General features: G+C 42.3%; 12 protein-coding genes. 6 read left to right on the plus strand and 6 right to left on the minus strand.

Annotation, left to right across the window (positions count from 1 at the left end; translation table 11 throughout):
- Positions 1-141 precede the first annotated feature (141 nt).
- Positions 142-1,776 carry a methyl-accepting chemotaxis protein gene (locus ACED25_RS03960; RefSeq protein ID WP_371694680.1) on the minus strand — a complete coding sequence of 545 codons (1,635 nt, stop codon included), beginning with the start codon at positions 1,774-1,776 and terminating at the stop codon, positions 142-144.
- A 308-nt stretch (positions 1,777-2,084) separates the two neighbouring features.
- Positions 2,085-2,510 carry an ester cyclase gene (locus ACED25_RS03965; protein ID WP_371694681.1) on the minus strand — a complete coding sequence of 142 codons (426 nt, stop codon included), beginning with the start codon at positions 2,508-2,510 and terminating at the stop codon, positions 2,085-2,087.
- A gap of 114 nt (positions 2,511-2,624) precedes the next feature.
- On the opposite strand from ACED25_RS03965, the gene ACED25_RS03970 reads away from it, so the two are divergent.
- The 3 genes from ACED25_RS03970 to ACED25_RS03980 all read left to right on the plus strand — a co-directional run bounded on the left by ACED25_RS03970 (position 2,625) and on the right by ACED25_RS03980 (position 5,874).
- Positions 2,625-3,512, plus strand: coding sequence for a LysR family transcriptional regulator (locus ACED25_RS03970; protein WP_009847039.1), 888 nt, complete (start codon positions 2,625-2,627; stop codon positions 3,510-3,512).
- 149 nt (positions 3,513-3,661) lie between these two features.
- A complete protein-coding gene (gene queD / locus ACED25_RS03975) occupies positions 3,662-4,024 on the plus strand; it encodes a 6-carboxytetrahydropterin synthase QueD (protein ID WP_009847038.1) in 363 nt (120 codons plus the stop codon).
- A gap of 707 nt (positions 4,025-4,731) precedes the next feature.
- Positions 4,732-5,874 carry an amino acid permease gene (locus ACED25_RS03980; protein ID WP_114633298.1) on the plus strand — a complete coding sequence of 381 codons (1,143 nt, stop codon included), beginning with the start codon at positions 4,732-4,734 and terminating at the stop codon, positions 5,872-5,874.
- Between the two features lie 120 nt (positions 5,875-5,994).
- Here ACED25_RS03980 and ACED25_RS03985 read toward each other — a convergent pair whose 3' ends face one another.
- From ACED25_RS03985 to ACED25_RS03995, 3 genes are all read right to left on the minus strand, one after another.
- Positions 5,995-7,356 (minus strand): L-serine ammonia-lyase, encoded by a 1,362-nt coding sequence (locus tag ACED25_RS03985; RefSeq protein WP_009847036.1) that lies wholly within the window; start codon positions 7,354-7,356, stop codon positions 5,995-5,997.
- Positions 7,357-7,476: 120 nt separating this feature from the next.
- Positions 7,477-8,730 carry an aromatic amino acid transport family protein gene (locus ACED25_RS03990; protein WP_009847035.1) on the minus strand — a complete coding sequence of 418 codons (1,254 nt, stop codon included), beginning with the start codon at positions 8,728-8,730 and terminating at the stop codon, positions 7,477-7,479.
- A 309-nt stretch (positions 8,731-9,039) separates the two neighbouring features.
- Positions 9,040-9,639 carry a CoA pyrophosphatase gene (locus tag ACED25_RS03995; protein WP_009847034.1) on the minus strand — a complete coding sequence of 200 codons (600 nt, stop codon included), beginning with the start codon at positions 9,637-9,639 and terminating at the stop codon, positions 9,040-9,042.
- A 325-nt stretch (positions 9,640-9,964) separates the two neighbouring features.
- Between ACED25_RS03995 and ACED25_RS04000 the strand changes: the two genes are divergently transcribed.
- The 3 genes from ACED25_RS04000 (at position 9,965) to ACED25_RS04010 (ending at position 13,001) form a co-directional block, all read left to right on the plus strand.
- Positions 9,965-10,507 (plus strand): heme NO-binding domain-containing protein, encoded by a 543-nt coding sequence (locus ACED25_RS04000; RefSeq protein ID WP_009847033.1) that lies wholly within the window; start codon positions 9,965-9,967, stop codon positions 10,505-10,507.
- Position 10,508: 1 nt separating this feature from the next.
- Positions 10,509-12,206 carry an ATP-binding protein gene (locus ACED25_RS04005; protein ID WP_371694682.1) on the plus strand — a complete coding sequence of 566 codons (1,698 nt, stop codon included), beginning with the start codon at positions 10,509-10,511 and terminating at the stop codon, positions 12,204-12,206.
- A 177-nt stretch (positions 12,207-12,383) separates the two neighbouring features.
- A complete protein-coding gene (locus ACED25_RS04010; protein WP_009847031.1) occupies positions 12,384-13,001 on the plus strand; it encodes a porin family protein in 618 nt (205 codons plus the stop codon).
- Between the two features lie 121 nt (positions 13,002-13,122).
- Here the strand turns inward: ACED25_RS04010 and pabB are convergent, their stop codons facing one another.
- Positions 13,123-14,529, minus strand: a complete 1,407-nt coding sequence (pabB, locus tag ACED25_RS04015; RefSeq protein ID WP_371694683.1) for an aminodeoxychorismate synthase component I — start codon at positions 14,527-14,529, stop codon at positions 13,123-13,125.
- Positions 14,530-14,588: the final 59 nt, after the last annotated feature.

The raw sequence follows: 14,588 nt of genomic DNA on the forward strand, positions 1-14,588 counted from the left end.
AAATCTTAAAATCTTAAAATCTTAAAATCTTAAAATCTTAAAATCTTAAAATCTTAAAGCCTGAACTAGACATTGTTATGAAGATAAAGCGCTCATCTTTGAGCGCTTTTTTGTTGATGTCGCTAGGGGAGTTCTAACGGCCTATGACTGACCTTTATCGTTGGTATTTGAGTTCGATAAGGTGAATTGGTTGATAAGAGATTCAAGGTGATCCGACAGCTCTTCTAAATCATTACTGATTCCACGAGTTTCAGCTGCAGACTGCGATGTGTTGTCGGCGTGAGAAGTGATGGTTTCAACTTTTTGTTGCACATCTTGGGTTGCTTGTGTGGTGGATTGCGTCTGTTGCTGAATATTTTGTGCATGAGCTAACACTTGTTTCATCTCTTCAACGACACCGTTCATTTCAACGGACAGTGCGTCGATATCTGTCGAGCTTTGATGTGCTTGTTCGCAAACGCGGTCAGCAGAATTCAGCGATTCTTCACTGCCTTGTTGGAACTGATGAATGATAGACTCAATACTGCCAGTAGCCTCTGCCGTTCGTGATGCAAGATTACGAACTTCATCTGCCACTACGGCAAAGCCGCGACCTTGTTCTCCCGCACGGGCCGCTTCAATCGCTGCATTCAAGGCTAGAAGGTTGGTTTGGTCGGCAATGCCACGAATCACACTCAATATTGAAGAGACTTCTCCAGTTTGCTCATTAAGTGTTTGTATCTTGTGTTTCACTTCTTCGATACTGCTCACTAGATTCTTAATCTCACTACTTGCATCATGTGCTTGGTTAGCACTCTTACAAGCCACATCTGAGGTGTGATTGATGAGTTCTGACGCGGTTAAAGTGGCTTGTTCTACATTGACCTGTTGTGCTTGTATTCCTTCGACATTGTTTTGCACTTCTGTGGTTTCGTTTTGTTGATCGCTGGCGGCTTGCTCGGTAATTTGAGCAACGCTAGTCAGTTGATTGGCTGACGCATTCAGTTTGTGCGAAGTATCTTGTACCTTTTCTAAGCTGTTAGAAACGGTTCCCATGAACGAGTTGATGGCGTTAGCCAGCGTGCCAATCTCATCTTTACTTTGTTCGGGCAAACGAGTGGACAGGTTTTTATCGCTGCTGACTTGAGTCATAAAGCGAGAGGTTTGTTGAAGCGGGCGAACGATTATCTTACGAATCAATCCCATAGTAAGAACGAATCCGGCAAAGGAGATCACTGCCATGATACCGATCGCTGTCATCGTTTGAGTATTGATCAGCGAGTTGACATGGTTAAGGTTATATTCAAGTCGAATTGCACCTAATACTTCCCCTTCTGGCGCCATATGACATGCCACACAATTGGTGCCGCGATAGTTCTCGCTCGACTTCATTGGCAGAGCAATAACCAAGCCTTTTCCCCAATCGGCAGAAAAGGGTTTGATAACGGTTTCACCCGCTAGCGCTCGTTTATCAATATCATCCACAGGTGTTTGGTTGCCATTGCCAGGCCCGTATAATTTACTTACCGCATCAGCACGCAATACACGAACATTTTCAATGCCTTCTTGAGCTAAGGCTTTCTGACGAAGGGTCTCTTTTTGTGCCATGGTGCCAGTGAGCATCATCATATTGAGGCTATCGAAATAGTTGCTCGCTTTATCGTGAAGTTGCTCACTTAACACTGAGTTTACAAGTTGCTTTTGCTGCGAATATTGAAAGTAGGTCGATATTGCTAATAGAAAAGTGAACACGATGGCGAGGGCCACTAGGATTTTAAAGGTGATTGTTGAGCGCATAAGGTGTTTGTTTTTATTAAGTATAATGACATGCATACTTTACGTGTAAGCGGCTCTACCACCTATGGGGTATAACCGATTGTGTGACCACACTCCGGTTGTGGTTATGTTTCTGTGATGTAGCGGGTTTGTAATGATGTTCTTTGGGCGAATGGATGGGAGTTTATCGCTAAATTTGAAGGGTATTAAAGCCCAATAAACGTACATAACTTAAATAAAAATTACTCTCTAAAAGGCACCTAATAGATGCCTTCTTCGTATTATTCAATCTGGCTTAACTGCTGAGTCAGTATCATTCCAGTGAGCTTTTAACTAGTTAGGTTTAAGCCCAGTTGAAGTGCCATGCTTAGCTCATTGCGTTCAACAATCTCCTCGACAACTTTGCCTTCATCATTGAATCGGAAATAAGTAAGGCTAGTCCAAGTAACGTTTTTTCCATTCAGTTGGTAGCCTTTCCACTCATCAGCACCTTTAGCTCTGTGAGTGAGCGCAACAACAACTTGATGGCCGTCTTCTACGATTTTTTGAAACGTCGTTTCCTGTGATTCATATCGTTCAGTAACGTGAACTTTTAACATGGCTTCGAACTCAGAGAGGCCGTTAATTATCTTATTGCAATCAGGTCTATGGATCATCGTATTTTCAGCGAAATATTCGCCAATACGGTGAGTTTGTTTACCGTCTACACAATGCTTAAAGTAGTCTTTTACAACCTGAACTTGTTTGCTTGTCATAGTTTCTATCCTTATGTTTGTTGAGTGCCAACAATCTAATGGAACGTTACTGCCTTGAATAGAGCCCATTTTGTAGATAGTCTGTCGACAATATGTAAACTGTGGGGTGAGTTCATGAACGTATTAACGTCTATTAAGTCATTTATTGTGACTGTTGAGGAGGGCAGTTTTACAGGTGCGGCTAAGAAGATCGGAGTGTCGAAGTCTTTAGTTAGTCGCCATGTAAGAGAGCTTGAGGCTTACCTAAATACTCGCTTATTGAATCGCTCTACCAAGTCACTGTCCTTAACTGAGGTTGGTCGCCGCTATTTTAATGAGGCTCATGGGTTGGTCGACGGCATTGAAGATTTAAATGATTCTTTGAGGTTTGATAGTTCAGAAATGGTTGGCTCTTTGAGTGTTATGGCGCCTAAAGGTCTCACTGAGATCATGTTGATGCCCTTCATTTTGAAATTTTCAAACAAATACCCAGATGTGGCGTTCAATCTCATGCTTTCAGATGGTGTTCAAGATCTCGCGACGGTTGGTTATGACATTGCGATTCGTTCTGGTGATTTAGTTTCGAAAGACTTAGGCATGATCGCGCGCACTATCTTTGTAAATCAGAACTTGGTTTGTGCTTCACCTAAATACCTAGAAAATAATACAGAGATTACAACGCCAATTGATTTAGCTAATCACACCATAATTGAAGATCCAAACCTTAAGAATGATGGTGTGTGGAGGTTTGAGTTTGGTGGGTATTTCCATGATGTAAATCTTAAGCCAACACTCACGGTAAACAGCGTGCAAGCAGTAAAGGTCGCGGTTCGTTTTGGCTATGGTATTGCAATGCTGCCAAGGCAATTAGCCGAAGAAGATGTAGAGTCTGGCGCAATTGTGGAAATCCTATCGCAGTACACGCTTAAAGAGAGAACGGTTTATGCACTTTACCGTGAGAGAGTGAATACTCCGCGTAAGGTGAAGGTGTTTATTGATGAGCTATGCGAGCACTTTTCATGATGTGAATATGCACCTCGTTTTGGCCACTGATACGGTAACTTTTGAGGGGAACCCTTGCAGCTAATAAGGCCGTACAGTGGTGATAGAACTTGTAGTGTGCATTGGTTTTACGTAATATTGCGTGTCATTTTTTTAGCCTGAGAAACACAATGAGAACTGAGTTATACAAAGAGTTTATGTTTGAAGCAGCCCACCATCTTCCACACGTGCCAGAAGGGCATAAGTGCGGTCGTTTGCATGGTCACTCTTTTCTTGTTCGTTTGTACGTAGAAGGCGAAGTTGACCCGCATACAGGTTGGGTAATCGACTTTTCTGAAATTAAAGCTGTATTCAAACCAATTTACGACCGTTTAGACCACTACTACCTAAACGACATTGAAGGTTTAGAAAACCCGACAAGTGAAGTATTGGCTAAGTGGATCTGGAATGAACTTAAACCAAGCTTGCCACTTCTGAGCAAGGTTGAGATTAAAGAAACATGTACAGCGGGTTGTATCTACCGCGGTGAATAAGGTTTCGATGCTGTAGATTTCAAAGATACAGCTATCAAAGTTACAGCTATCAAGGCAACAGTCTTCAATACTATAGCTTTCAAGGTTATAGCCTTAAAAGCTATAATCGAACGAAAGGCGCTTACAAGAGCGCCTTTTTTGTAGCTGTCATATATGTTTGGGTGCTCTTTATACAAGCTTTGTTGTTTATGGGGTGGGGTGTTTATAGTTCCGCTTTTTATTAATAATGATTATTGTTTTACGCGGTTTGGTGGTCGATTTGTATCCAAATGGCTATTTTGTTCAATTTAATAGCAAAAAATGTGGTTATAGCGTTGTGTTTCAAAGCTCATTCGATAAGATGAAAAGACCTCTATGATAGAGGTAGGGCAGCAACGGATACGCTGCTTCAAATACTATGGAATGTGACTCAATTATTGGACACATACATGAAATTCAAGATTACATCGCCGATTATTGAACCTACAGAAGGTTCACCACATCACTTAACGCAAACTCACGCTTCTCGTTTTACCTCTTTTAAGACAAGCTCCCCTTTGAACACCCTGTTCGACAACGTCTCTGCACGCTTCTTTACTGCTTATCGCTCCTATTGTTATTCGTTTTATAACTTTATTTCTATCTGAACTCCTTTGTCATCCGCTTGATGTACGAAGACTCACACCTATAAAAACTAAGCAAATAAGTTAAAAACAATGAATATTAAAATGATGGGTAGCTCCCTAATTATCGCTGGTACCGCTCTCGGTGCTGGTATGCTTGCGATCCCAATGGTATTAGCTCAATTTGGATTGCTTTACGGCACGCTGCTGATGGTTCTGATCTGTTTCGGTACCACTTACGCAGCATTATTACTTCTAGAAGCGACCATCAAAGCCGGTGGCGGTCTAGGGTTGAACTCTATTGCTCGAAAAACTCTGGGCAAACAAGGGCAGTTGATTACCAACGGCCTACTTTACGCGTTATTGATTTGCCTATTGATGGCCTACATTCTGGGTGCGGGTGATTTGCTTAGTAAGTTACTGTCTAACTTCGGTGTAGACATTAGCGCAACGACGAGCCAAATCACCTTTACTTTACTTGCGGGTGCCGTTGTCGCGAGTGGCACAGGAGTGATTGATAAGCTCAACCGTGCATTGTTCTTTGTGATGCTAGCAAGCTTGTTTGCAACTATGGTGTTTTTGGCACCAAGCATGACGCAAGAAAACTTGATGCAGGTAACCAGTCATGACCACGTCGATCTAATCAAAACCAGTGCAATCCTGTTCACAAGCTTTGGCTTTATGGTTGTGATTCCAACCTTGGTTTCTTACAATCACGAAGCGACGGACAAACAGCTGCGTAACATGGTGATCGTCGGTTCTCTGATTCCATTAGTGTGCTACTTGTGCTGGTTGTTTGCTGTGGTTGGTAACTTGAGTGAAGAGCAATTTAGAAGCTTCAAGAACGTATCAGATTTGATGGCGGCGTTTGAGGCTCAGTCTCCTTGGGTGGGTAACGTTCTGTCTACCTTCACCGGCTTGGCGTTGTTGACTTCTTTCTTTGGTGTAGCGATGGCGTTGTTCAACCAAAACAAAGACATGTTCAACCAAAATACAGCGGTCACTTACTGCATTAGCTTTATCTTGCCTCTGGCGGGTTCACTGCTTGCTGCAGATAAGTTCCTACAAGTGTTGAACTATGCAGGTATCATCTTAGTTTTCTTAGCCGTGTTTGTTCCGCTAGTGATGGTTCATAAGCAACGCTTTATGAAGGTAGCGGAAGACAGATACAGTGCTGAAGGTGGTCGACCAATGATGCTTTTCTCATTGCTGTTTGGTTGCTTCTTGCTAATCTCACAAGTGATTTAGCAGAACAATTTAGTGGTTGAATCAATCAGTCACCAAGCTTTAGCGACAAAAGCTTAAGATACAAAAAAAGGAACGCATCGGCGTTCCTTTTTTATTATCGGTTTATTAATTCAGAAATGATTAACAAACAACCTTAACTGCCAAACCACCTTGAGAAGTCTCACGGTATTTAGCGTTCATGTCTTTACCTGTTTCTAGCATTGTTTCGATAACTTTATCTAGAGAAACAGTAGGAGCAGAAGAACGACGAAGTGCCATACGAGTTGAGTTGATTGCTTTAACTGCAGCAATACCGTTACGCTCGATACATGGAACTTGTACTTGGCCAGCAACTGGGTCACACGTTAGACCTAGGTTGTGCTCCATGCCGATTTCTGCAGCCATACATACTTGCTCTGGGCTACCACCCATAAGCTCAGCAAGACCAGCAGCAGCCATAGAACACGCAACACCAACTTCACCCTGACAGCCAACTTCAGCACCAGAGATAGAAGCGTTACGCTTGTAAAGACCACCGATCGCGCCAGACGCTGCGAAGTAACGGATGTAATCTTTCTCTGTCACTGTTTGGATGAACTTATCGTAGTAAGCCAATACAGCAGGGATGATGCCACACGCGCCGTTTGTTGGTGCCGTTACTACACGACCGCCCGCTGCGTTTTCTTCGTTTACTGCGAAAGCAAACATGTTCACCCAGTCAACAACCGTCATTGGATCGTTAGTTGTTTTTTCTGACGTGATCAGCTGTTGGCGAAGTGCTGCTGCACGACGAGGTACACGCAGTGGACCAGGCAGGATACCTTCAGTATTCATACCGCGATCCATACACTCACGCATCGTTTTCCAGATGTTAGCGAAGTAAGTGCGAGACTCTTCGTCTGAGTGGAAAGCCGCTTGGTTTTTCATAACCAGTGTACTGATAGAAAGACCACTTTCTTTACACTGATTAACCAGCTCTTCCGCTGTTGTGAATTCGTAAGGTGCTTTAATTGGGTTTTCTTCTTCTTTGCCGAAGTTCTCTTCGTCAACGATGAAACCACCACCAATTGAGTAATACGTTTTTGAATATGCGACTTCGTCATCAACCCAAGCATGAATGCTCATGCCATTCTCGTGTAGAGAAAGGTTGCTAGTGTGGAAGTTCATTCCGCCGTCGCGAGGGAACGAAACAGTATGACAGTGCATACCGACAGGTAGACGTTCAGTTTCTTCTACTCGAGCAATGAAGCCTGCAATAGAATCGATATCAACACGCTCAGGAGTATTGCCAGCAAGACCCATGATGATTGCGATATCTGTGTGGTGACCTTTCCCTGTCAGTGATAGTGATCCATATACGTCCACGGTGATTTTAGTGATGTCGCGCAATTTTCCCATTGAACGTAGGTCATCAATAAATTCTTTACCCGCTTTCATTGGTCCAACTGTATGTGAGCTCGATGGACCAACACCGATTTTATAGATATCAAATACACTAATCATAGCGATTACCTCAAAAAGAGAGCCTCCCAAGGGGAGTAGGGAGGCTCATTTATTATCATTATATTTTTTGTCTAACCTCGCCATATAAGATGAATGTCATCTTATAAAAAGGGCTTGAGATTAAAGAGCGCCGTAGATTACAGAACTAATAGCCGCTAGACCACATAAAGCTGTAAAGATTTGCACAGGTGCTGAAGTTTTGTACTTAGCCATAGCTGGTACTTTGTTCATTGCGAATACAGGCATTAGGAACAGGATAGCTGCAATCATTGGAGCACCCATTGTTTCAATCATGCCTAGGATGCTTGGGTTAACTACCGCAACAATCCAAGTTGTAACAACGATGAACGCTAGAGAAGCTTTCTCAATCGTGCTGATTGAAGAACCAGAGCGAGACTTGATTAGACCAACAAGACCTTCATGAGCACCTAGGAAGTGACCGAAGTAGCTAGAAGTGATTGCTGCGAACGCTACTAGAGGACCCATGTAAGAGATAAGTGGAGACTCGTGAACGTTAGCTAGGTAAGAAAGTACAGAGATGTTTTGAGATTGCGCTGTTGCTAGTTGCTCTGGAGATAGAGAAAGTACTACAGAGAAAACGAAGAACATTACAAAACCCATCAGCATCATTGCTGCGCCACCAGTGATCGCGTCAGTTTTCTTAACCGCGTCTTCACCGTATACACGACGTTGCTCTTTAGAGAACTGTGAAATGATTGGGCTGTGGTTGAAAGAGAACACGATGATTGGAATCGCAAGCCAGATAATAGAAGGCATTGCTGACCATTCTGGGCTTGTTTCCATCATTGAAGTGTTCCAATCAGGAACTAGGTAGAAAGACAATGCTAGTAGGATGAATACTAGTGGGTAAACCATTGCTGAAGTTGCTTTAAGCATCAGCTCTTTACCGAATACAACACCTGCTGTCATAGCAAGGATAAGTGCACCAGAAAGAAGAGGACGAGGAATAGATTCCATGCCCATTTGGTTTACTAGGAAAGAGTCAACCGTGTTTGTGATACCAACACCGTAGATAAGAACGATTGGGTAGATAGCGAAAAAGTAAGCGAAAGTAATAAGGTTCGCGCCAGTCTTACCGAAGTGTTCTTCAACTGTGTCTGTAATATCTGCTTCTGGGTTCTTAGAAGACAGTACGAAACGAGCTAGAGATTTGTGTGCGAACCAAGTCATTGGTGCCGCGATTAAAGCTAGGATAACTAGTGGCCAAAAACCACCCGCACCAGCTTTGATTGGAAGGAATAGTACACCAGCGCCAACTGCTGTACCGAATAGTGATAGACACCAGGTGAAATCTTTATAGTTAAACTTGCTTGTATCTGTAACGGCATTTGCCGAAGAAGTTGTTGTGTTCATGTTAAATTACTCATTTTTTGGGAACAGGAAATAAGTCGGGGCTAATTCTGCAGAATTTTCTTCTACAAAAAATAGATCTAAATCATGTAATGAAACGGCGTGTCACATGATATGCGAAAAACGGATTTTTGATCACGAAAATAGCGTGCCACAGGTGATTTATGCTCATGCGTGCTATTAGTTTATCTTATGTGAAAGGCGGGGTTGTACAGAATTATACCAGGGAAACGTTTGCGTAAAATTGGATTAATAAATCTGTTCCATGGAAAAGGCTGTGTTTGTTAACAAGGATTAAACAAAACGTAGTTTCTATGTAATTTGTTGCACTACGTGTTGCTGCAGTGATTGGATGATTTGAGCCGTAACGCCCCAAATTAGGTGCTCTTGGAAGGGCATGGCAAAAACACGATGCTTGATTTTTTTTAAGTTAACAGTGTGGCTGTGTAACTTGGCTTGGTCTAAAACATAGGTGGCGGGCACCTCAAAAATCGAAGCAACTTCGTTCTCATCGATGATGGGTTTATAGTCCGAATCGACCACTACAACAATCGGTGTAACTAAAAATTTACTAATGGTACTCAAAGTAGGTAATTGCCCAACAATTTTAACCTGATCCGATCGAATTCCGACCTCTTCGTGAAGTTCTCTAAGTGCGGTGAATTGCATAGAAGGATCGGAGAGTTCGTGTTTCCCTCCAGGAAAGCTGATTTGACCAGGGTGATGTTTTAAATGAGCGGCTCTTTTCGTAAAAATAACATGTAAACCATCCTCTCGTTCCACTAAGCCGACTACCACTGCTGCTTTACGCAATTGATCGTCATTGATATGTGAAACGCGCTCAACGGATTCTGGGTGATAGCCAACGGTAGAGTTGAGCTGGAATTGTTGAAGGAAGTTATCTTTGTTCATATAAAGCCAATATATTGATTATTATGATTTTAAGTATAGTCATAACCGTGTGTTGATTACCAATTTCGAATTTGCCTTCACTTTCCTCCGTTAGTACCGGCAATAACTGGAAAATAAGAAGGGACTGGGTAGCGGCGTTTTTCAAGGTAAATGTTCCCAATCTTCTAAGAGTGACGGATTTTGCTATATTTGAATATGTGTACTTCTACTAGTAAGCGTTATCCATGTCATAAATTGGGTGATGAAACGTACATTTTCTGTTTAAGAATTTGATAACAATGACTTAGTGGACCATTCTAAAAAGAAATAGAAGAAAAGGTATGAAATGAAAGGAATCATATTCACCGAATTTTTAGAGCTTGTTGAAGACAAGTTTGGATTAGAGCTTTTGGAAGAAGTTCTAGAGATGTCAGAAGATGAAGGGATCTACACATCAGTCGGAAGTTACGACCACAAAGATCTTGTTCGATTGATTATAAACTTGAGTAAGAAAACCGATATTGATGCAGCGAGCCTGCAACGTGTTTTTGGACAATCGGTTTTTAAGAACTTACTGGCCTCATTACCGAATAAAGCGAGCCTCGCTCATAGCAACACCACTTTTCAATTTATTCAGCACGTAGAGCGTTACATTCACGTAGAAGTGAAGAAGCTCTACCCAGATGCTGAGCCTCCAAAATTTAGCTTTATCACCACGACCGAAGCGCAACTTGTTTTTGACTATAAAAGCGCACGATGTATGTCTCACGTTTGTTTGGGATTAATCGAGGGGTGTGCTGACTATCATGGTGAAACCATCGTGGTAGAAATGACACCTCAGAATGATGACCAAAGTGTGGTTAGGTTTAATCTCAAAGTAGAAAAGTGATATGGATCTGGCATCTGCCCAAGAGAAAAAACTGAAACGTCAAATAGCAGCACGGAAAGCGGCTGAAACCTTGTTGGAGCAAAAGAGTCTCGAACTGTTTGAGGCCAATCAACAGCTTGAACTTGCGTTGCGCCAATTAGAAAAGCGTTCAAATGCGAATATTCGACGGATCGAATTCCAAGAACAAATCGACAACCTGTTGATTGATTTCGGACGCGCGTTTCTGAGGAGTGATCTCGATGACGTAATGTTGTCCCAATTGACGGCGAGTGTAACTAACAGTTATCTAATTGAAGCCAGTCGCTTGGTGTTACCCCCCAATCTAATCCCTCAGTTACAAACCCATGACTATGGTGATGAAACAGTCGAGGTAATAGAGAAAGACATTCAAGAACCTCATTGGCAAGGTTGCTTGCTTACCGTGCCATTAGAGGTCGAAAAAGTGATTGTGGGCGCGTTAATCGTTCAGGTCAGGTTGTTAGATCAAGACTACGAATTCATCCAAAGCCAACTGTTGTTAGTGACGGACCTTATCTGCAGTGCGTTAACTCATCAACTTGCGATTAACCGAAATATAGAATCACGTAAACGAGCGGAAGAGTCCGAAAGGGCAACGCGTGACTTTGTCGCCATGATTAACCATGAATTGAGAACCCCACTCAATGGTCTTCTTGGTAGTGCGGAGTTGATAAGCGACACCGAACTGAGCAGTTCTCAACGTGAGATCGTGAATAACTTGAGCCAATCCGGTGAGTTTCTTAGAACCATCATTAATGACCTTCTCGATTACAGTAAAATCAATGCGGGTATGCTGGAATTAATTCCCAAAACATTTGCACTCCAAGATTTGAAAAATACCATTGATAGTATTTTTACCAATCGAGCGATTGAAAAGCAGATCCAGTTTGATGTCAATGTAACCGATGGGGTACCCAGTCACTTCTACGGTGACTTAGAGCGTATTACTCAATTGTTCGTGAACTTAATCGGCAATGCAATTAAATTCACCGATCAAGGCCATGTGAGCGTAGAGATAAAATGGCTTAACGACCAATTTATTTTTTCTGTTGAGGATAGTGGCGTTGGTATTGCTCAATCTGCTATTAAGACACTGTTTGAACCTTTTACACAGGCCGATAACTCAAGTAGCCGAAATTACGAAGGGACAGGGCTTGGTTTAGCGATTTGTCGCAAGCTAGCTGCGTTAATGAGGGGAGACATTGAGGTGAGCAGTATTGTTGGTTCGGGTACGACATTTACCATTTCACTCCCTCTTCAAGTTGTCGATACACTGGCTGAGCGCGATAGTGTCGCCAAAGGTTTTGAGTCTGAGGTTGAATTGACATTGCTTAAAGTGCTGGTGGTTGATGATATTAAGATGAACCAGATCATCATCCAACAAATGCTACGCAAATACGAAATAGAGCCAGCGATTGCCGGTAATGGTATAGAAGGTTTGGAATTAGCGTCGAATAATGAGTATGACATTGTGTTTATGGATTGCCGGATGCCAGTCATGGATGGTTTTGAAGCGACGAAGAAACTGCGAAGTTCAGGATATAGCCAACCAATTATTGCATTAACCGCTGGTACGACAAAAGAAGAGCGAGAGTTGTGTATTGAATCTGGTATGGACGATATATTGAGTAAACCCTATACCGCTAACGACTTAGTGATAATGCTGAATAAGTGGGGCTAATAAATATCATTGCCTTTGTAGTGAGTGAATATGCAACGTTATTGATTTGTCTCTAATGTCTTGAGTATATTGTCAATGTAACAAGTGAGCTGACAATGCTATACGTTCACTTACTTTATTGGTCGCTTTTATTAATTATATTAAGGAGGTTTGAAAAACTATAAAAATGGATTCGATATGAAAAAAATGATAGTGACGCTTGCTCTAATTGCACCTTTATCTGCAGTGGCTGCACAAAAAGACCCAAATGGTTTCTATATCGGAGTAGGAGCTGGTTCAACTGAACTTGATGATGGTGGTTTTGGTAAGGCCATTACTCGCAAAACCACAACAACTGAAACTGAATCACCTTCTTATAAACTCATTGCCGGTTATCAGATCAACCGTATTATTGGTATCGAAGGCCAATATACTAAATATGGAACGTCTACAACAAAAGTAGGCAGTTCAAAAGCATTCACAACAGATTTTAGTTCAATTAGCGTTGCTGCGAATGTTGGTTATACGTTCGATATTGGTCTTCGACCTTATGCACTTTTAGGTTATAGCTTTTTAAATTCAGAAATTGAAAACAGTGGTAATAATAAATACTTTGCGACTAAGTCATCAACCGTATCTGGTATAAAAATGGGGGTGGGCGTAGAGTATGCAATTCCTGCTGCACCAGCTCTAGCATTACGTGCAGGTATTGATTGGGAAGCAGCTGATATCAAAGTGAAAGATGAAAAGAACAAAGAGTTATCTAACGTTCACACACTAGGCTCATTCTATTTGGCTACAACATACACCTTCTAGGCTAGTGTTATTGAAAAGCTAAGTAGGTGATTGCCCACTTAGCTTTTTTAATATTAAAGTACTTTCCAGATTGGCTTTTTAGCTGTTTTTAATAACCCGTCTTAATAAATCTAGATTAAATTTATCTATCAGGCAGTACAGGCAATATTCTACTCAGCTTATCAAGAGTCTCTTGGTACTCAGAAGCACAATCACTATCAAATACTACACCTCCTCCAGCCCAAGCATAAAGCGTATTGTTTTCTGCCACTAAGGTACGAATCGTAATGCTGGTGTCCATTCTGCCATTACGGCTGATATAACCAATGCTACCGCAATACGCCGAGCGACGATGAGGCTCTAGCTCCTCAATGATCTGCATCGCGCGAACTTTTGGAGCGCCGGTAATCGACCCCCCGGGAAAGCAAGCCCTTAATAGGTCATGTGCTGAATGATGGACATCAAGCTCTGCCCTTATCGTGCTCACTAAGTGGTGCACAGCAGGGAAACTCTCTATATCGAATAGCTTTGGTACATGAACCGATCCCGGCTTTGCGACTCGGCCAATATCATTACGAAGCAGGTCGACGATCATCAGGTTTTCTGCCTGATCTTTCTCAGCATTCAACAGGTCTTGAGCATTGGCGTCATCAATCATGGAATTTTCAGAACGAGGACGTGTCCCTTTGATTGGCTTGGTTTCAATGGTGCCACTATTGAGCTCTAAAAAACGCTCAGGTGAGACACTGAGAATGGTGCAGCCTGCTAAACGGATAAAACCAGAGAATGGAGCTGAGTTGTACTTCTCTAACTTTTCATAAGCGAGCCATTCACTGCCTTGGTATTGGGCATTGAAGCGCTGAGCAAGGTTTATCTGATAACAGTCACCCGACAACAAGTACTCTTGAACGCTATCGAATTTATTGGCATAACTTTGTTCAGTCATATTGGATTGCCATGGGGTGGTTAATCCAAACTTCTGACGAGCTCGTTCTGTTTGTTCCGCTCTTTCTGCTTGTTGGCTTGGCGATTGTTGTTGAGTTAACCAATCCCAATGGGTATCAATGTTTTGCCCAACAAGGAACGCAGCTTTAAGCTTATGATCAACAATCACAGCCCATTCATACAATCCAACCGCCATGTCTGGTGCAGAAATATCACGCTTAGCAAGAGAGGGAAGAGCTTCTATTCGTCGCCCTAAATCGTAACTAAAATACCCTAAAGCACCACCAACGAAAGGCAGTTCAGGGTGCTCACTGATTGCGGGTAGTAATTGCTGCTGATATTGGTCGAGTAGTTCGAAAGGGTCTGACTCTGAAACCTCGCACGTCTCATTAACATTGACGGTCGTTTTCGCACCGATTGTCTCGAAGGTGGCGATGGGTTGAGCAACTAAAATGTCGTATCGACTATCGACGTGGCTTTCTGAGGCAGAGCGTAATAGCATTGCCCACGGCACGCTTTCAATATGAGAAAACAGCTGTTTAGCTAAAGTTGATTGATATTCAAGCGGCTTGATTTGGATAGAGCGAAATTCGTTGTTATTCATTTGTTTAATTTGTGACAAAGAGTTCGATCACTGCATGGCGTGTGAGAGGAAGCAAGAGT

It is taken from the genome of Vibrio sp. 1F263, assembly GCF_041439035.1.
In the GTDB taxonomy this organism is placed as follows: Bacteria; Pseudomonadota; Gammaproteobacteria; order Enterobacterales; family Vibrionaceae; genus Vibrio; species Vibrio tasmaniensis_A.

Excerpts from the sequence above, each read along its gene's own strand:
- pabB (WP_371694683.1), bottom strand. The coding sequence starts at position 14,529 with ATGAATAACAACGAATTTCGCTCTATCCAAATCAAGCCGCTTGAATAT.
- ACED25_RS03960 (WP_371694680.1), bottom strand. The coding sequence starts at position 1,776 with ATGCGCTCAACAATCACCTTTAAAATCCTAGTGGCCCTCGCCATCGTG.
- ACED25_RS03985 (WP_009847036.1), bottom strand. The coding sequence starts at position 7,356 with ATGATTAGTGTATTTGATATCTATAAAATCGGTGTTGGTCCATCGAGC.
- ACED25_RS04010 (WP_009847031.1), top strand. The coding sequence starts at position 12,384 with ATGAAAAAAATGATAGTGACGCTTGCTCTAATTGCACCTTTATCTGCA.
- ACED25_RS03995 (WP_009847034.1), bottom strand. The coding sequence starts at position 9,639 with ATGAACAAAGATAACTTCCTTCAACAATTCCAGCTCAACTCTACCGTT.
- ACED25_RS04005 (WP_371694682.1), top strand. The coding sequence starts at position 10,509 with ATGGATCTGGCATCTGCCCAAGAGAAAAAACTGAAACGTCAAATAGCA.
- ACED25_RS03990 (WP_009847035.1), bottom strand. The coding sequence starts at position 8,730 with ATGAACACAACAACTTCTTCGGCAAATGCCGTTACAGATACAAGCAAG.
- ACED25_RS03970 (WP_009847039.1), top strand. The coding sequence starts at position 2,625 with ATGAACGTATTAACGTCTATTAAGTCATTTATTGTGACTGTTGAGGAG.
- ACED25_RS03965 (WP_371694681.1), bottom strand. The coding sequence starts at position 2,510 with ATGACAAGCAAACAAGTTCAGGTTGTAAAAGACTACTTTAAGCATTGT.
- ACED25_RS03980 (WP_114633298.1), top strand. The coding sequence starts at position 4,732 with ATGATGGGTAGCTCCCTAATTATCGCTGGTACCGCTCTCGGTGCTGGT.
- queD (WP_009847038.1), top strand. The coding sequence starts at position 3,662 with ATGAGAACTGAGTTATACAAAGAGTTTATGTTTGAAGCAGCCCACCAT.
- ACED25_RS04000 (WP_009847033.1), top strand. The coding sequence starts at position 9,965 with ATGAAAGGAATCATATTCACCGAATTTTTAGAGCTTGTTGAAGACAAG.